Origin of the sequence: Hymenobacter bucti, assembly GCF_042681145.1 — a bacterium.
In the GTDB taxonomy this organism is placed as follows: Bacteria; Bacteroidota; Bacteroidia; order Cytophagales; family Hymenobacteraceae; genus Hymenobacter; species Hymenobacter bucti.
Genome location: NZ_JBHUFD010000001.1, coordinates 899,187 through 916,296, shown reverse-complemented (window position 1 = coordinate 916,296; position 17,110 = coordinate 899,187). Strand labels below are relative to the sequence as shown.

16 protein-coding genes and 1 tRNA gene are annotated in these 17,110 nt (G+C 63.0%); 4 read left to right on the top strand and 13 right to left on the bottom strand.

From position 1 onward, the window contains the following. Positions 1–100: 100 nt before the first annotated feature. The 12 genes from ACFSDX_RS03775 to ACFSDX_RS03720 all read right to left on the bottom strand — a co-directional run bounded on the left by ACFSDX_RS03775 (position 101) and on the right by ACFSDX_RS03720 (position 11,936). The gene (locus tag ACFSDX_RS03775) at positions 101–1,087 is read right to left on the bottom strand and encodes an MBL fold metallo-hydrolase (RefSeq protein WP_382311846.1); all 987 of its coding nucleotides are present in this window, start codon (positions 1,085–1,087) and stop codon (positions 101–103) included. A gap of 73 nt (positions 1,088–1,160) precedes the next feature. Continuing rightward, a complete protein-coding gene (locus ACFSDX_RS03770; RefSeq protein ID WP_382311845.1) occupies positions 1,161–1,883 on the bottom strand; it encodes a hypothetical protein in 723 nt (240 codons plus the stop codon). 132 nt (positions 1,884–2,015) lie between these two features. Continuing rightward, on the bottom strand, positions 2,016–2,663 hold the full coding sequence (locus ACFSDX_RS03765) for an SGNH/GDSL hydrolase family protein (RefSeq protein ID WP_382311844.1): 648 nt from the start codon (positions 2,661–2,663) through the stop codon (positions 2,016–2,018). 99 nt (positions 2,664–2,762) lie between these two features. Next, complete coding sequence (locus tag ACFSDX_RS03760; RefSeq protein WP_382311843.1) at positions 2,763–4,037, bottom strand: hypothetical protein; 1,275 nt, start codon at positions 4,035–4,037, stop codon at positions 2,763–2,765. A 151-nt stretch (positions 4,038–4,188) separates the two neighbouring features. Further along, a complete protein-coding gene (locus ACFSDX_RS03755; protein ID WP_382311842.1) occupies positions 4,189–5,328 on the bottom strand; it encodes a cystathionine gamma-synthase in 1,140 nt (379 codons plus the stop codon). A 111-nt stretch (positions 5,329–5,439) separates the two neighbouring features. Then, on the bottom strand, positions 5,440–6,975 hold the full coding sequence (locus tag ACFSDX_RS03750; protein ID WP_382311841.1) for a carboxypeptidase regulatory-like domain-containing protein: 1,536 nt from the start codon (positions 6,973–6,975) through the stop codon (positions 5,440–5,442). Between the two features lie 24 nt (positions 6,976–6,999). After that, positions 7,000–7,362: a curli-like amyloid fiber formation chaperone CsgH gene (gene csgH, locus ACFSDX_RS03745; protein ID WP_382311840.1), complete on the bottom strand. Its 363-nt coding sequence runs from the start codon at positions 7,360–7,362 to the stop codon at positions 7,000–7,002. 151 nt (positions 7,363–7,513) lie between these two features. Next, the gene (locus ACFSDX_RS03740) at positions 7,514–8,158 is read right to left on the bottom strand and encodes a hypothetical protein (protein ID WP_382311839.1); all 645 of its coding nucleotides are present in this window, start codon (positions 8,156–8,158) and stop codon (positions 7,514–7,516) included. Positions 8,159–8,283: 125 nt separating this feature from the next. Then, positions 8,284–9,318, bottom strand: coding sequence for a hypothetical protein (locus ACFSDX_RS03735; RefSeq protein WP_382311838.1), 1,035 nt, complete (start codon positions 9,316–9,318; stop codon positions 8,284–8,286). A gap of 204 nt (positions 9,319–9,522) precedes the next feature. Beyond that, on the bottom strand, positions 9,523–10,938 hold the full coding sequence (locus ACFSDX_RS03730) for a CsgG/HfaB family protein (RefSeq protein ID WP_382311837.1): 1,416 nt from the start codon (positions 10,936–10,938) through the stop codon (positions 9,523–9,525). Positions 10,939–11,028: 90 nt separating this feature from the next. Beyond that, complete coding sequence (locus tag ACFSDX_RS03725; RefSeq protein WP_382311836.1) at positions 11,029–11,448, bottom strand: curli production assembly/transport component CsgF; 420 nt, start codon at positions 11,446–11,448, stop codon at positions 11,029–11,031. A 56-nt stretch (positions 11,449–11,504) separates the two neighbouring features. Further along, complete coding sequence (locus ACFSDX_RS03720; protein ID WP_382311835.1) at positions 11,505–11,936, bottom strand: CsgE family curli-type amyloid fiber assembly protein; 432 nt, start codon at positions 11,934–11,936, stop codon at positions 11,505–11,507. Between the two features lie 614 nt (positions 11,937–12,550). On the opposite strand from ACFSDX_RS03720, the gene ACFSDX_RS03715 reads away from it, so the two are divergent. The 4 genes from ACFSDX_RS03715 to ACFSDX_RS03700 all read left to right on the top strand — a co-directional run bounded on the left by ACFSDX_RS03715 (position 12,551) and on the right by ACFSDX_RS03700 (position 14,951). Then, positions 12,551–13,450 (top strand): DUF2167 domain-containing protein, encoded by a 900-nt coding sequence (locus tag ACFSDX_RS03715; RefSeq protein ID WP_382311834.1) that lies wholly within the window; start codon positions 12,551–12,553, stop codon positions 13,448–13,450. Positions 13,451–13,536: 86 nt separating this feature from the next. Beyond that, positions 13,537–14,253, top strand: coding sequence for a TVP38/TMEM64 family protein (locus ACFSDX_RS03710; protein ID WP_382311833.1), 717 nt, complete (start codon positions 13,537–13,539; stop codon positions 14,251–14,253). Positions 14,254–14,369: 116 nt separating this feature from the next. Further along, positions 14,370–14,443, top strand: a tRNA-Arg gene (locus ACFSDX_RS03705). 343 nt (positions 14,444–14,786) lie between these two features. Beyond that, positions 14,787–14,951 (top strand): DUF3606 domain-containing protein, encoded by a 165-nt coding sequence (locus tag ACFSDX_RS03700; protein ID WP_382311832.1) that lies wholly within the window; start codon positions 14,787–14,789, stop codon positions 14,949–14,951. Positions 14,952–15,133: 182 nt separating this feature from the next. Here the strand turns inward: ACFSDX_RS03700 and ACFSDX_RS03695 are convergent, their stop codons facing one another. Then, on the bottom strand, positions 15,134–17,035 hold the full coding sequence (locus tag ACFSDX_RS03695) for a peptidoglycan D,D-transpeptidase FtsI family protein (RefSeq protein ID WP_382311831.1): 1,902 nt from the start codon (positions 17,033–17,035) through the stop codon (positions 15,134–15,136). Between the last annotated feature and the right edge of the window lie 75 nt (positions 17,036–17,110).

The window sequence follows — 17,110 nt, the reverse complement described above, 5'->3', positions numbered from 1 at the left end:
AGAGACTAAGACTAAAATTAGTCCCCCCTCTCCCCAAGGAGAGTGGGCTAGGGGGTGAGGTTCACGCCCGGCGCGCCACAAACCCAGCTAGCCAAGCCACTCAAACCCACCAACCCGAGTTCAGCGGCCCCGCCGCTACGTCCACGCGCTGCCCCGGCGCCGGCAGCAGCAACTCAGACGATTCCATCACTTCTAGGAGGCGCTGCACGGGCTGCCGCCAAGCGTGAAACGCCAGGTTGAACGTGCCCCAGTGCAGCGGCAGCAGCGGCCCGCCGCCCAGCAGCCGGCGGGCCGCCGTAGCCTGGTCGGGCCCGAGATGAATGTCGGCCCAATCGGCATCGGAGGCCCCGATTTCGAGCATCACCAGGTCAAACGGCCCGAACCGCTCCCCTATCTGCCGAAAAGCTTCGTCGAATGGCCCTGAGTCGCCGCCGAAAAACACGCGGTGCCGCGGCCCCCGCAGCACCCAGGAGGCCCATAGCGTACCATCGCGGTTGAGTAGCCCGCGCCCCGAAAAGTGCCGGGCCGGCGTGGCCACCAGCTTAAAATCGGGTGCCACGGCTACCTCATCCCACCAGGTTAGCTCCGTGATTTTGGCCGCCGGCACGCCCCAGCGGCGCAGGTGCGTGCCTACCCCCAGCGGGCAGTAGAAATGCGCCGTGCGCCCGGCCAGCGTCTTGATAGCTAGTGGGTCGAGGTGGTCGTAGTGGTCGTGCGAGAGAATGATGCCATCCAGGGGCGGCACGTCAGCCAAAGCCAGCGGCGGGGCAAAAAACCGCTTGGGGCCCACCAGCTGCGAGGGCGAGGCGCGCTCGGCCCACACCGGGTCGGTGAGGAAGCGGCGGCCATCGACTTCCAGCAGCATCGTGCTGTGGCCCAGCCAGGTGGCCCGCAGCGCGTCGGCTGGCACGGGCGCCCCTAGGGCTGCCGCCTCGGCCCGAAACGGACCTAGGGGCTGCCGGGGCTCGCGCTCGGCTTTCTCAAAGAGGTAGCGCCGCAGCAGAGCGCCGTAGCCCGCGGGCGGACTAACGCTGGTGGGCAGCACGTTGTGATATTTGCGGCCGTCGTGGCGGGGCTGGAGCAGCATAAAATAGCCGCCAGCGCTGAGTACGCTGGCGGCTACCTAGACGCGGGGCCGGGCCAGATGTTTTTAAGCGCGGCTACTTGAAGCGATACGCCAGGCCCACGCGGGCCACGCGCACCGCGGCATCGGGGCTGGGCACCGACGTGGTGGCCGCCTGGTAGTTGGCGAAACCCAGCGAGTAGCTCGCCAGCAGGCCCACCCGGTTGCGCCACACGGTAAGGTCGCCGCGCAGCCGAAAGTCGAGGCGGTTGGCGGGCGCGCGGCTCAGGTCGGTGCGCCAGCCGCCGTTTACCGACGAGCTGCCTTCACCTATTTCGCGGGCGTTCAGCACGTAGGCCAGCTCGGGGCCTACTACGGCATCGAGGGCCAGCTTTTCACCACCTAGGCGCCAGCCCGCTCCCAAAAAGGCCGTGATGCTGGGCGTGTAGAGGTGCACGGTGCCCGTGGCGGGGCGGCTGTAGCTGGTGGAGGCGCTGCTGTAATAAATAGCGTTAACGTCGGTGCGGGCCTGCATCCAGTCGAAGCCCAGGTCGAAAGCCGTGAGCAAGCCGGCCTTGCCCACGCGCTGCGCCCGCAGGCTAATACCGGCGCCCGTGCCCAGGCGCTTGCCGTAGGGGTTCACCGCCCGGCTGCTTTCGGCGCCGTCGGTGGTGGAGGTCGAAACGGTCGTCGTTGTTGTGGCATTAGCGCCCCTGAACGCCGAAAAGCCGGCGTTGGCGCGGGCCGAGTATTCAATGTGTTGCCCGAAAGCCTGCGTGGCTAGGAGCGTGGCGGGCAGCGCCAGCAATAAGTACTTCATAAGGGGCCGAAATAGTGCGGCAGCCCACCAAGAGCGGTGCGCCACGCCAGCAAGCTAGGCGGGCCGTGGTGAACGGCAAATGACGTTCGGCTGCGCCTCAAATTTCGGCAGAATTGCGCGGCAGGCCGGTTTTCAGCGCAATTGCTGCTGCACCACGGGCAGCGCCAGGGCGGCCCACTGCCGCATTTGTACGCTCGTATAGTGCAGACCATCAGCGGTAAACTGATTTTCGTGGCCCGCGGCGGCCCGCGTGAGCGGCGTAATGTCCACGAAGGCTACGTCGGCGTGCTGGCACTCCTCGTGGGCCACCAGGTTGAACTGGTCGATTTCCTGAGCTATTTGGGCCTGATTGCGGTCGTGAGCGAAGGGCGACACGCCCCAATCGGGGATGGCAAGCACCACCACGTGCCGCGGCTGCCCGCCCGCAAAGCCAATGGCCGTGGCCAGCAGCGCCCGAAACTCGGTGCGGTAGAGCGCCACCGACTGGCCCCGGTACTGGTTATTAACCCCAATCAGCAGCGAGACCAGGTTGTACGCCTTCTGATTATTGGCCCTCGCAATGGCCGCTTGCAGCTCAGCGGTCGTCCAGCCCGTGCGGGCAATGATGGTGGGCTTGGCCAGAAACAAGCCCTGCTGCCGGGCCAGCGCCGCCAGCTGCACCGGCCAGCGGTGGGCCGCCCGCTCGCCTTCCCCGATGGTGTAGGAATCGCCGAGCGCTAAAAAAGGCAGCGGGGGGCCAGCCAGCGGCGTGGTCGAAGATGTAGCCTTAGAAACAAGCATAGTAGAAGAGCAGGCACCAGAACAGAGGGCCAGCAAAAGCAAAACAACGCGCATAAAACAAACCTAGGCGCCCCAACAAAGCGGGCGCGCCCCCGCGGATTAAGCCAGCGCGGCCACGGGCGGCGGTAGCGGCTGCCGCAGCTGCCGCCACACCGCCCACGGGCTAGCCGCCCGGTAGAGCTGCCAGCTGCCGCCCAGCATTACCCCGCCAAATAGCGCGGCCACCAGCTTGGGCCGAAAAAGGAGGGTAGGATAATGGCTAAAAGCCCCTATGTAGTGTAGCAGCGCCTCCAAATTGAGGTAATAGGCCAGCGAAAACACTCCAAATAGCGCGTAGCGCCGCGTTAGTATGGCGTGAGCGCCCAGTAGCAGCAGCGCCGGGTGCCAATAGCGCTCGTGCATTTGGGTATTGAAAAAGCAGAATGCCAGGGGCACTAGCCCCAAGCTGAGCAGTACGAAAGGGTAGTCGGGCGGCCCAAATGTTGTGCGCGTGCGCAGCTTGTGCAGCGTGGCCAGCCCTAGGGGCAGCAAGATGATGGTCGAAGCCGAGCAGAAGCTCAGCAACCCCCAGGCTTTGTAAGAGAGCCCTGCGTAGAGCTGCGAATCAGGCACCAGGAAATCGCTGAAAAACAGCACCCACATATTGTAGCAGTTCAGGCTAGCATTCGGGTAGTGGTCTACTGCCCCGCTCACCACTGCGCCGAGCTGGAGCAGCGTACCGCTTTGGGCAAATGGCAGCAGCAGCAGCCCCTGCGCCACCGCCCCCAGCCCCACGGCCTGGGCCAGCCGCCGCGGGGCCAGCCACCACTGCGGCGCCCACAGCAGCAGCAGCGGCGGCAAGAAAATAATGGCCTGGGTTTTCATATTAAGGGCCAGCACCAACCAGACAAAGCTGCCCACCGGCCGCTGGCGCAGTGCCTGCACCACCGCCACGAAAGCCAGCGTGCCCACAATGGCATCGACCTGCTCCCAGGCCACCGTATTGTAGAGGTAGCCCACATTGAGCAGAAACAACAGCGACAGCAAAAACCGCTGGTTGCCATCGCCCCACCCGAAATACCGCACGGCCATAATAGCCCCGCCAAAATCGAAGAGCAGCGTAAACCACTTGAGACAGTGGATGTAGGCCGCAATAGCCTGAGGGCTACCCGCCAGCTTGGCGTAGCCAAACAGCACGTACTGGTACAGGGGGTTGTAGTTATTGGACTCCAGCGTGTAGGCATTGCCCAGGCCGTGGGCGCCCGTGTACGTGGCCCAGTTCAGCCAACAGGTTACGTCCGAACTAAAGCCCGCATTCGGTGTGAGCAGTAGGAGCAGGCCGAAGAGCAGGGCGTAGAGCAGCCAGTGCAGCCGCGCCGGGTAAAGAGGTCGCATTTAATCTCAGGATGAGCTAGCAAAATAACACCCTATTTAGCGGGCACTAGTTGCGCCAGCGCCGGCCGCCGGGCAGCACAAAGGCCGGAGCACTCGTTTTTTCACGAGGCTCCGGCCTTTGGTAGGCGGTGGGGCACGTTACATAGGGGCCCTACCCTATCGCCTGGGCCAGATCCTCAATCAGGTCCTCGGCATCCTCGATGCCCACGCTGAGGCGAATGAGCGAGTCGCTGAGGCCCGCAGCGCGGCGCTGCTCGGCCGGAATGCTGGCGTGCGTCATGGTGGCGGGGTGGCCGCTGAGGCTTTCCACGCCCCCCAGGCTTTCGGCCAGGGTGAAGAGCTGAAATTTTTCGAGCACCGCAATGGCGTCGGCCTGCCGGTCGCCCTTGAGCACGAAGGAAATCATGCCGCCAAAGTCGTTCATCTGGCGAGCGGCCACTGCGTGGTTGGGGTGGTTTTCGAAGCCCGGCCAGTACACTTTTTCCACCCTAGGGTGCTGGCGCAGATACTCGGCCACGGCGCGGCCGTTTTCGCAGTGGCGCTGCATGCGCAAGTGCAGCGTTTTGAGGCCGCGCAGCACCAGAAAGCAGTCTTGGGGACCCGGCGTACCGCCGCAGGCGTTTTGGTAAAAGCTGAGGTCCTTCAGCAACTGCTCGTCGTTGAACACCAGCGCGCCCATCACCACGTCGGAGTGGCCGCCCATGTACTTGGTAAGCGAGTACACCACGATGTCGGCGCCCAGCGCCAGCGGGGTTTGCAGGTAGGGCGTCGAGAAGGTGTTATCGACGGCCAGCAGGGCGCCGGCCGCCTTAGCCACGGCTGCGGCCGCCGCAATGTCGATGACGTTGAGCAGCGGGTTGGTGGGCGTTTCGACCCAAATGAGCTTGGTATTGGCCGAAACTTTGGCCTGCACCGCGTCCATGTTGCCCATCGGCACGAAGTAGAATTTGATACCTAGGGGCTCGTACACCTTGGTCATGATGCGGTAGGAGCCGCCGTAGAGGTCGTCGGTCGAGATGACTTCGTCGCCGGGCTTCAGCAGGCGCAGCACGCAGTCGATGGCCGCCATGCCCGAGGCGAAGGCCAGGCCGTGGCGGCCGTCGTCGAGGGCGGCCAGCGCGTCTTGCAGCTGGGTGCGGGTGGGGTTGTGGGTGCGCGAGTACTCGTAGCCTTTGTTGTCGCCCGGCGACCGCTGGGCGTAGGTCGAGGTTTGGTAGATGGGCGTCATGATGGCCCCGGTGGTGGGGTCGGGGTGCACGCCGGCGTGGATGGCTTTAGTGGCAAATTTCATAGGGCCACAAAGGTACCGCCCGGCGCGGGGGCACGGCCGGGCGGCCCTTTCGCGCGGCTACGACTAGAGCCGGCTAACGCCTGGCCCCGCGCCGGCCCTAGGGCAGGTTATTTACTTGTAATCAGGCATAAACGCGTTCGTAAACAACCGCGTACGGTTCCGGCCGCTGAGGTCGCAGGTCCACACCTCCGGCGGGGCAATGTCGTCGTTGTCGCGGTTTACAAAGATGAGCTGGAAGCCCGTGGGCGAGTAGCGGGGCGTCAGGTCGTTGGTGCCCGCCGCTTTGCCGCTGGTGCCGGTAGCACCACTGGTAATATCGACCAGCGACGACCCATTGACGGCCTGAATGAACAAGTGCGCATCGAGCTGCCGCCCCGTGGCGCTAGCGAAACCCGCTACATCGTGCGTGTACACAAACGAGGCGCCGTCGATGCTAAAGCTGGGCGAGTCGACGCGGCCGGGCAGGTTGCCAACCACTTGCACTGGGTTCGAGCCGTCTACGTTGTACAGGTAAATCTCCGAATCAGTAGGGCTCACGCCCATCGTTTGCACCAGCAGGCGGCCGCCGCTCTGCATGGTCCAGTCGCACTCGCGGAAGTGCCGGCCCGCTGGAGCCGTGGCCAGCAGCACCAGGCCCGTGCCATCGCGGTTGATGCGGTATAGCTGGTCGTAGTGGGCATAGAGGAGCTGCCCCCCGTCGGGCGACCAGCGGTAGCCCACGCCCGCATTGTTGTAGCCCTCGGCCGAGAGCGTAGTGATGCGCCGCTGGCCCGAGCCGTCGCGGTTCATGGTGTAGAGCTGGTACTGGCCGCTGGCATTGGAGGCATACGCTATCAGGTCGCGATTGGGGCTGAGCTGGGGGTTGGTTTCGACAGTAGCAGCGCTGGTAAGGCGCAGCACGCTAGCCCCTTGCGCATCCGACGAATAGATATCAGTGTTACCCGCCACCGTGCGCGCGTAGAGGTAGCGGTTGTCGGGTAGGGCGGCCGTCTGGAAGCTCCAGATGGGCCCGCGCGTACTGGCTTTGGCCGCGTTGCGCGTAGTCACCTGCCAGTAATAAGTCGTGTTGTAGAGCAGCCCGCTGGCCGCCACCGTAGAGTCCCGGCTGTTGGTGAGGAGCGTACGCTGGTTGAGGTTATTACTCTCAAAAAGCACTACCTCGTAGCGCAGCGAGTCGCCGGGGCTAGCCCCCGCAGCGGCGCGCCACGCGAGCTGCACGGTGGTCGGCAAGCCCATGGCCCCCACGGCGGGCGTGGGCCGCCCGGCGGCGGCCGGGGCGGCCGTAGAAGCTGCTTTATTGAGCAGCAATACTACCGACTGCGTTTGGCCTTCGGTGAGGGTGGCGGTGCCGGTGGCGGCGTCGTAGGCGGCCCGGCGGGCGGCGATGCTTACGGTGCCTGCCGGCACCTGGCTGATAACCACCTGGCCCTTCGCATCGGTCACAAACGAGCCGGTGGCGGGGGTAGTACTGATGGACACATTGGCCAGGGGCTGGCTGGTGCTGCCGTCGAGCACGGTCACCGTCAGGGTGCCGTAGTAGGCCGGCTCTACCAGCACGGGCTCGCAGGCCCCCAGGCCGAGCAGCCAGGCAATAAACAAGAAAGCCCCGAGCTGGGGCTGCCGCAGAGAGCGTAGCAATAGGCGCATAAATCAGATACAGAGACCGTGAGCTTAACGGACTGAGCCCTGCACTGCCGAGTCTTGGGCCACGGTGTGGCCGGCCAGGTCCAGCACCCGCAACTGAATGCGGTAGGTGTCCTGCGCCGAAACGTTTACGCGGGCTTCCGATAGAGTTACCTCCTGCGCCGGCGCCACCTCAAACTCGCCGCGCTGGGTGTTTTGGGAGTGGCCGCCGGTACTCGCGCGCTGCAGCGACAGCTCGTAGCGGTAGCGGGCGGCGGCGGGTAGCAGGCTGCGGCAATGACTGGTTACGGTCAAAAAACCGTCTTGCTGGCGCAGCTCAAGGTGTGCTCGACACGGTACGGGCGCTGCGGCGCTTTGCCAAGCCGCGAGTAAAAGTAACAGAGAATTCATAGCACAAGAAGTAAGAAATGAGTTTTTATAAGTAGCTCATCAGCAGTTATCTGCTGCTAATAAAGGCTGGTAACTACCCAGCGAACAGGAAAGGCCGGACTGCTACTAGGCAACCGGCCTTTCCTGTTCCTTCAGAAGCATCTTGCTGAACCTAGGGCTTTATCTTGCCCTGCTCAATGGTGAGATTGATGCCCGTGCCGCGCATTTCCACGGTGTAGCCCGGCGTGGCCTGCACGCCTGATTCTACTTGTTTGAGCACGTTGCCACTACCGTACTGGTTGATAGTGTAAGCTTGCCGGTTCTGGCGCAGCTCGCTATCTACCTGATTGTTGTTGCCCTCCTGGCGGATAGTCAGCTTAGTGCCGTCGCCGGCCACCAGGCCCGTCAGGCGGTTTTGGGCGCCCTGTTGGGTCAGGGCCGAGGAGTTGCCCTGGCCCTGCTGCGTCAAATCTGCTCGGTTGTCGGTGCCGTTTTGCACTACGGTGGCGCTATTGCCACCGCCGGCCTGCACCAGGCCCAGCGCATTGGCGGCCCCCACTTGCAGCACGTAGGCTTGGTTGCCCGGTGCCGCCAGGCTTTGCTGGTCGATGCGCGCGGCGTTACCGCTGCCTTCTTGCAGCAACGTAGCGGTATTCTGCAAACTGACAGCCGTGCTGTTTGGTAGCCGCTCCAGCCCTAGGTCCTCTGCCAGGCGCTGCCCGGCGGTGGCCATTTCGCCAGGAGCCCGCTGCTGGGCCTGGGCAGCCGTGCCGCAAACCAGCGCACCCACGAAGGCACAAGCAAAACGCAGTTTCATAAGCCTTTAGCTGAAATACGAAAAACCCCTGGTCTCCTACCCCAAGCAAACCAAGTTCCGGGCTTTTCCGCAGCGCGGCCCGAAACTTGGCGTGCGTAGCCCACCTAGGTGCAGCTAGACTGGCTCTAGCGCTGGGTGATGGTGGCAGAATTGCTTACCCCACTCTGGGTTGTGTAGGCCGCCGTAACCGAGTTGGTAGTAAAGAAGCCATCCTGGCCCTGGGTGATTCTGGAGGCGTTGGCAGTGCCCGACTGCACTTGCTCAGCGTAGCTGTAGCCCGAGCGCTGCGTAATGTCGGCCTGGCCATAATTCCCGCTCTGCGTTTGCTTGGCGTAATTGCGGTCGGGTAAAAAACTGGGCCTTGACGAACTGTTGTCTGACTGAACGATACGGGCATTGTTATCAATACCCGTCTGCACCTGAATGGCGTTGTTGGATTCTCCCCGCATTCCCTGGGTGATATCCGCCGAGTTACCCGAGTTTTGTTGCGTTTGCATCGCCGTGCTGTAAGTGCCTTGCTGCACAATGCGCGCTTGCTGCCCATAACCGGACTGCGTTTGACTGGCGCTGTTGCCAATCGGGCCCGTCTGGGTAATGCTGGCCGAGTTGTAGGCATTGCCGCCGGCTAAATCAGTGCTCTGAACCTGAACGGCCAAGCTGGATTGTCCGCTTTGCATCACGGCAGCCGTGTTGCTAAGCCCGCCCGACTGCGTCTGCCGGGACTCATTGCTGGCGCCGGTTTGCGTCGTGCGCAACTCGTTGCGAGAGCCACTGCTTGACGAAGCTGTATTTGACGTCGCATCCAACGTCTGATTTTGGTAAGCGTTGTTGGACGCACCAGTCTGGCTGATTACCGCCGAGCTGCCGGCAGTGCCCGCGACATTACCCAGCCGATTGTTTATCTGCGTTACGTTGGCGTAGTTGCTGGTGCTGGACTGCGAAATGTAAGCGTCCTGGCTGTAGGAGGTACGCTGCGAGAAAGGCGTAGTGGGTGGGCCCAAAGCAGGCAGGTTAAAAGCGTTGGGGCCGCCCGGGGCCGTGGGCGCGGTGGGGGCAGTTGGGGTGCGGGTGAGCTGGTTGGTGGGCCCTTGCGCCTTGGCAACAGTGGCCGTCAGCAGGGCAGCAGCTAGCAAGAGATAGTGATGGTTAAGCGTTTTCATTTGGGTGAGTTAAAGAATTGATGGGCAAATATTTGGGTGGGGTATGCTCTCTCCGGAAGAACGAATCAAAGGTAGGCTCTTTCTTTAAGATACAATAATTTTTATAATAATATTTTTATATTTTTTCACACTTTATTACTGCTCGCCGCCCGTTGCATAAAACGGCACTTCGCAGCTGGACAGCCTTCACGCGTAGCCACCTCGCTAGGGGGGCGTGAGCCGGGTGGCGCGGGCCGCCCGGGGCCGCCCTAGGTAGAGCACGACGCCAGCGCGCGCGCCCCAGTAGTAGTCGTTGTAGCGGCCGCTCACTACGCCGTCCAGCTCGTCGTTGAGAAAGTAGTGGGCATCTGCTCCCAGGCTCAGCCCTAGGTGCGGGGTAAGCAAGTACTCGGCCCCCAGGCCCGCCACGAGGTGGGGCAGCACGCGGCGGCTGCCCAGCAGCGGCGTGCTGGCCGTGGCGCCCGCCCCTGCCAGCGCGTAGGGCGTAAAGCGGTCGCGCGGGAGCAGGCGCAGGAGCAGCCCACCTTCGGCGTAGGCGTAGGCGTTGTTGAAGAAGTTGCGGGTAGGGCCGGCCGCCAGCCGCAGCTGGCCCGCGTTGAGAAACAAGCTGGCCGTTTCGCCCAGCGCCACGCGCAGGGTGGCCTCTACCCCAAACGTTTGGGCGGGCTGGGCAAAGTCACCGCGGTACTGCACGGCGGCGCCCGCCAGGCCCAGGGCAATGGGCGCCCGGCGCGGGACCTGCACGCGGCCCAGCACGTCGATGTTCAGGTTTTCGGCTTTTTCGCGCAGGTAGGCTTGGCGGGCGGGGCCGTGCAGGGCGGCCGTGTCGCGCGGCACCCACAGGCGGTCATCAAAGCCTTCGTACACCAGGGCTTGCACCGATTTCTCGATGGCGTCCTTCACGGCTAGCTCGCTGGGCTCATTATAGGTAAAGCCAGTTTCGGTTTCGAGCAGGCGCTTGAAGTCAACAAACTGAAACAAGCCAGCCGTAATCTGCTGCGAGAGAATAGTTTTGGAGGTGTACACCGTTTTGAGCACCTTGCCGGTGCTCGTGCTCACGGCCCGCAGGTACACCGTCACGCGGTCTTGCCGGTACTGGCCCGACGCGCCCACCCCGAAGTAGCGCAGCCCCGCCCCACCCGTGATGATGTTGGCATCGTACGAGATAATGCCGCCCTCCAGAATGACCCCCGCAAAGAGCAGGGAGGGCAGGTTGGGCTGCGGCTGGCCGGTTTGCTCGGTGTATTCCTGGCGGGTACTCCGGATAATTTTGCGCTCGTTGAGCAAGTTGCCCAGGTTCTCGCGCTCGATGGGCTCAAACCACTGCGATTCCTCCAAGGCCTTGATAAGCACCGTAGTAGCGCCCTGCGTTACGGCCGTCGAGAAGCTAGCCCCGTTGGCCTGCGGCTTGTACTGGCCGGTTTGGTCCCGAAATTTATATACCGCTACCACCGTCTTGCGCAGGGGCACCGGCAGCTCGCCCCACTGGGCGGGCGTGCGCAACTCGGAACCTAGGCGGGCGGGCTGGGTAGTTAGGGCGTGCTGGTGCAGGTAGGGCGTGCAGGCCCCGAGCCCCAGCAGGAGCCCGGCCGCCACCCGGCGCACAAGGGAAATAGGCATAACGACTGAATAGCAGCTAGCAAGGAGGGTAGCCGCTGCCCCGCGCCACCCTAGGGGCAGCCCGGCGCGGCGGCACGGCACAAGCCGCTGCTACAGCCCGTTAGGAATGGTGATGGTAGTCTGGTTGCCGGTGCCAGGGTCCGTCACGGTAATGACGACCCCACCGGTGCTTTGCCCTACCTGCACCTGGTAGGCGCCCACCGCGTAAGTGCCGGGCTTGATGGCTCCTTGCCCAAACTGCGAGCTGATGAGGCGGCTTGTGAGCTGGCTGAGCACCTGCTGGTTGAGATTGGCTGAGAACTGCGCCAGAGGGTCAACGGCGGCCACCGTATTGCTCACGGGGTCCTGAATGCGGTTTTGGGCGGTGGCCGAAGCCTGCAGCCACGAATAGTTGAAGGTGTTGCCGCCGAAGGCCGGGTTCACGGGCTCGTACACGAAGCGCTGGGCGCGGGCCGCCGGCGCGCCGGCGGTCAGGGCCGCCAGCAGCAAAAAGGTAAGCGTTGGTTTCATAGCAGGGAGAAAGGAGGAGAGTAGTGGTGGGGAAGGCAGCGCCTTCGGTAGCTGGTTCAGTAGACTTCGAGCGGTGCCCGGCGCCCCGATTCTAACTGACGACTTACATTCTGCGCTTCGGCCAGGTAGTCTTGCGCGATTTCGGCCAGTTGGGTTACTAGCTCTTCCATTTGGTCGAGCCGGGTAGGCAGCAGCACCTCCACGAGTTCCTGCTCATTGATAGTGAGTACTACCAATGAGCTATTGCCCCGGCCCGGCCGCTCGCCTACCAGCACTGTAAAGCCGGTGCTACCAGGCGGCGCCTCAAACGTGCCGTAGAACAAGTCGTAGAAGTCGTGCCCGGGCTTGGTGAGCGCTTGGTCCAGCACGAGCCCTTCGGCCTCGGTGCCCGCGTGTGCGGGCAGCCGGCTGGTCGAGTCGGCGCGCAGCAGCAGGCGCAAGGCTTCTTCGAGCTGGGCCGGGGGCAGTGGTTTTTTTGAGGGTGTCACGAGTACGCGAGGGCCTAGGTTGGCTTTGGGCACGGGCACGGGCCGGGTGGCCGGTGGGGCTGGGTGGGCCGGGGCCGAGGGCCTACCCTGCGCCCAGCCAACGGTAGCGCCACTCCAAGCGCAGGCCAGCAATAACCCACTCCTTACCGAATCGAGCCTATTGAGCAGCGCAGAAAGAGAGGAGCGGTTAGCAGCCACGCAGGTATTACCAAACGATAGTACGTCTTGGTATCCGAGGCAAAAGTATTAATAATGACATATAAATAATTCAACAAACTAAATAATATTATTATAAAATGACCACGCAAGAAGCGGCCACTCCTTCTGCCTGAAAAAGCACAACCTATTCCGGACGTTGCTACTGGCAGCTAACAGCTATTCTGAGCTTATCTAGTTGCTGGGCTCAGCGGCCCTATACTCGTGTGGGCACCTAGGAAAATGCAGTAGTTTGAACGAAGCCTGTGGGCTACTTCCGTCCTTCGCCCTAGGTAGCCTGCGTGGCTGCGTAGGCGGCCGCTACCCGCGCACCGCTTAAATAAAGTCGCAAATAACTATCTATTGTATAAATGCTTGCATTATATTCGCGAGGTTATTATTCACTTCTTTTTCATTTTATGAAGAACCCTTTATTCAGTTTATTTTTACTGCTATTAGCCGCGGCCAGCGTCGTGGCCAAGCCCGCGCCCAAGCCCACAGCGGTACCCGACTCGGTGGCGCGGTACCGGGCGGTGGTCGACTCTGTCCAGGGCACGCTCCGCTACCAAACGGGCCACCTCACGCTGCCCGGCGGCATCGGCGAGCTCACGGTGCCCACCGGCTATCGCTACCTCGACTCGGCCCAGAGCCGGCGCGTGCTCACTACCTTCTGGCACAACCCGCGCGGCCTCAGTCTCGGTATGCTTTTTCCAAAGGATAAGGGCCCGCTCGATGACAATAGCTGGGCCTACGTCATCCAATACGACGACATGGGCTACGTGAAGGATAACGACGCCGACGACATCGACTACGCCGACCTGCTGGCCGACATGCAGCAGGACCTGGAGGAGGAAAACCCCGAGCGCGAAAAAGCGGGCTTCGAGGCCGTGCACCTCATGGGCTGGGGCGCCAACCCCTACTACAACAAAAGCCAGCACGCCCTGCACTGGGCCAAGGTGCTGCGCTTCGGCAGCAGCCGCGACTCGACGCTCAACTACAACGTGCGCCTGCTGGGCCGCAAGGGCGTGCTGGTGCTCAACGCCGTGGCCGCCCCCGCGCAGCTCGCCGAAATCAAGGCCAGTATCCCCGGCCTGCTGGCCAACGTGTCGTTTGCCAAGGGCCAGCAGTACACCGATTACAACGCGGGCATCGACGAGGTAGCCGCCTACACCATCGGCGGCTTGGTGGCGGGCAAGGTGCTGGCCAAAGTGGGCTTTTTTGCCATCATTCTCAAATTTTGGAAGCTGGGTTTGCTGGCGCTCGGTGGGGGGTGGGCGGCCATTAAGCGCTTCTTCGGCATCGGCGCCAAAGAGGCGTAGCCAGCCGCGCGTGGCCCGGGGCCGTACCTAGGCGGCGTAAGCCCGTCCGGCACTGGCCGGGCGGGCTTTTTCGTTACTTTGTGGCAATGGCATTTCTGCGCGAGCTTTTTCAGAAGAATTTTTCTACCCTGCTCACGATGGCGCTGCTGGTGGCCGTGCCCCTGCTGGGCTCGGGCTCCCTGGTGTACATCCTGAGCCAGCACCAGGGTCTGCTCCAGCAGCTCACGCCCTGGCAAATGCTGGCGTACTTCGCGCTCATGGGCATCACGATGGCCCTGGCGCTTACCAACAGCACGTTTGTAGTCATTATTACGGGCTATTTTTTGGGTTGGGCCGGGCTGCCGGGTATGATTGCCTCTTACGCACTGGCCGCCGCCCTAGGCTACGAGCTGGCCCGCCGCCTCGACCAGGGCAAGCTGCGCGGCTTCCTGCACCACTTCCCCAAGGCCGACGCCGTGCTGGGCGAATTGCAGGACCAGAGCTGGCAGCTCATTCTGCTCACGCGCCTGTCGCCGGTGCTGCCCTTTGCCCTCATGACGTTTGTGCTGGCCATCGTGGGCGTGCCGCGGGGGCGCTTTCTGGCCGCCTCAGTGCTAGGCATGCTGCCGCGCAGCCTGTTTTTCTACTGGCTCGGCACCAAGGCCTCCGACGTGCTGGCCCTGCTGCGCGACCCCGACGAAGGCACGCTCAGCAAGCTGGTGCTGCTGCTGCTGGTGGCCGCCTCGCTGCTCGGGCTGTACGTGGTGTTCAACCGGGCCTTGCAGCGCGTGCTGCGCCGCAACGCGCCCGCCACCGAAAATTAGTACCTGACAATGACTGCCTTGCTAACCAGCAACCGCTTTTTTCGGGCAAAAATTCGCAGCATACTTGCGCAACCAAAATTTTTCTGCCTACCTTTGCACTCCCAACACGGGGAAACGGTTGTATAGCTCAATTGGATAGAGCATCTGACTACGAATCAGAAGGTTTAAGGTTCGACTCCTTATACGACCACAAAAAAGCCCTCAGCAACACGCTGAGGGCTTTTTTTATGCCTTGCACAGGCAGCGCGCCACCCTGCTACTGCCAACCGGGAGCGAGGCCTTGCCCTTATCTTTCTAGCAGCTCAATGGCAACCTAGTATCGCTTATCCGTTTAGGATACTATTCCTACTCAGAGGCCGCTGCCTGCAGGCATCTGCTTTGACAGCCCCGTAGTTGCTCTTTCTGAAAAGGATAGCAGCTGCACCGGCGCAGTTATAACGCTAAACTAAACTATTTCACCGTCTTCTCTCACGCGCAGCGAAGGCCGGTTACCAATACTCGCCCGCTACCAAGAACCTTCTTATTCTACTCCCGTGCTTCCCTTCACTCCTGCCGATGCCACCCGCATCAACATCAAGTCCGTTAACGAAGTCAACTACTGGTGCCAGATACTCAACTGCACCGAAACCCGCCTGCGCAATGCCGTGATAGCAGTAGGCTCGCTGGCCGCAGACGTGCGCACCTATCTCAACCGCTAGCGCTGCGCTCAAGCCCCGCCCGCGCCAAGTGCCTCCGATACTCTTTCCACTGCACCGCGCTGCCCCGGCCAACCAGCATTAGTGCCCGGTTTTGAAGCTGTACCAGCGCCCAGGGTCGCCGACGCGATGTCAGCCGGCCGCACCCGCACGGTGCAGGTCGTTGCGCTGGGCCCTAGGTGCTATCAGTAGCGTCTGTGGCTGGCTAGATTTCCGCAGCGCAGCCAGTTTTCCCACTTTTTGCGCTGCGGCGCGATGTGGCCTTTCAAATACTTCTCCATCACGAGCGCCGCGCAGGGCGCGGCGGAGAGCCCCCCGAAGCCCGCGTTTTCGATGTACACCGCCACCACAATCCTAGGCTTAGTGGCCGGGGCAAAGCCCGCAAAGGTGGCGTGGTCGTCGCCCTCGTCGTTTTGCACGGTGCCAGTTTTGCCGGCTACCGTTATGCCGACATCGGCGAGGCTGGCCAGCTCGGCGGTGCCGTCGCGCTGCATGGCGGCTACCATGCCGGGCACGAGCGCCGCGATATTGGCGCTATCGACCAGCGTGCGGTGCCGCTCGGTGAAGCGCGCCAAGGGCTTGCCAGTGCGGCCAATTGCCTTCACAAAGTGCGGCGTGATGTACCAGCCCCTATTGGCGATAATGGCCTGCACATTGGCCATTTGCAGGCCCGTGAGGTTGATTTCGCCCTGCCCGATGCTGAGCGAGTAGATGGATTGAAACGTCCAGTTTTTGGTGCGGCGCGCCTTATCGTAATAAGTGGGCGTGGGCAAAAAGCCGGGCTGCTCGCGGGCAATATCCACGCCCAGCAGCGTGTCGAGGCCAAACGAGCGCACGTAGCGCCGCCACTGCCCTAGGTTGGTGTGGCGCGCCGCCACGGTATCAGCCATGGTAGCCGCCGAGTCGGGCCTAGGCTCCACCACGGCGCGCAGCACCTGGTAGAAGTACGGGTTGCAGCTGTATTTGAGGGCCAGCGTGAGGTTGCGGGCCTGCGAGTGCCGATGCGCGCAGTTGATGAGCGACTGGTCGCAGATGAACGACGTGTGGTCGGTAATGGCGCCGAGCTGCAGGGCCACGGCCGCATTCACGAGCTTGAACACCGAGCCCGGCGGACTAGCCGCCACGGCGGGCCGATTGAGCAGCGGGCGGTTTTCGCGGTCTTGCAGCAGGGCGCGGCGCTCGGCGTTGCGGCCGGGCGCCGTGAGCACGGCGGGGTCGTAGCTGGGCGCCGATACGCAGGCCAGGATTTCGCCCGTGCTGGGCTCCAGGGCCACGATGTAGCCGCGCCGCTCGCCCAGCAGGCGCTCGGCATAAGCTTGCAGCTTGGCGTCGAGGCTCAGGTGCAAATCCTGGCTGGCCTGGTAGATGGTGTCGGCGGCCCAGCGGCCGTGCACGCGGCCGTGGCCGTCGGTGCGCGGGTGGTAGGCCCCGCGGCGGCCGGTCAGTAGGGTGTTGTAGTAGCCCTCGATGCCGGGGTTGCGCAGGCGGTAGTAGCGGCCGCGCTCCAGCTTTTGAGCCAGGTACAGAAAGGGGGCGGCATCAGCCGGGCGGTAGCCCAGCACCGGCGCGGCCGCGTGGGTGAGGTAGGTGCGCTCGCGGCGGCGGCGCATTGTCAGGCCCGGCCACTCGCCGGCGTGGTGCCGAAAGTTATCGGCCTCGGGCTTGGTGAGCGTCAGCTCGATGGGCCACTGCTGCACCCTAGGCGGGGCGGGTTTGGGCTTAGTAGTGTCGGGCGTGATAACGCCCAGCGAATCGGGCACTGGGTCGGGCCGGAGGCGGGGCGGAATGGCGGGCAGCCGGGCGGCAAATATGCGGGCCTGCACGGCGCCTTCGGGCCAGCTCATGAGCTGGTTAAAAGCCACGGTATCGAACTCAGCCAGCTTGGGCAGCGTGAGCGTATAGTGCGCCCGCGTGGCTACCAGCGGCTCGCCGTGCCGGTCAAGCAGTTGGCCCCGAATGGGCTCGTACACTTCGCGGCAGTCGTAGTATTCTTCGGCTGGCCCCGAAGCAGTGGGGGCCGAGCACGCGGCCAGTCCGGCCAGGGTAATCGTTAGCGCAAAGTAATTCGGTAAGCGGGTGAGAAACATCGGGTAAAGTTACGGCCGCCAGTAGCTTGGGCTCTGCGAGTCCAAGCGCTCGCGCAGCGAGCATCTACGCTGGCA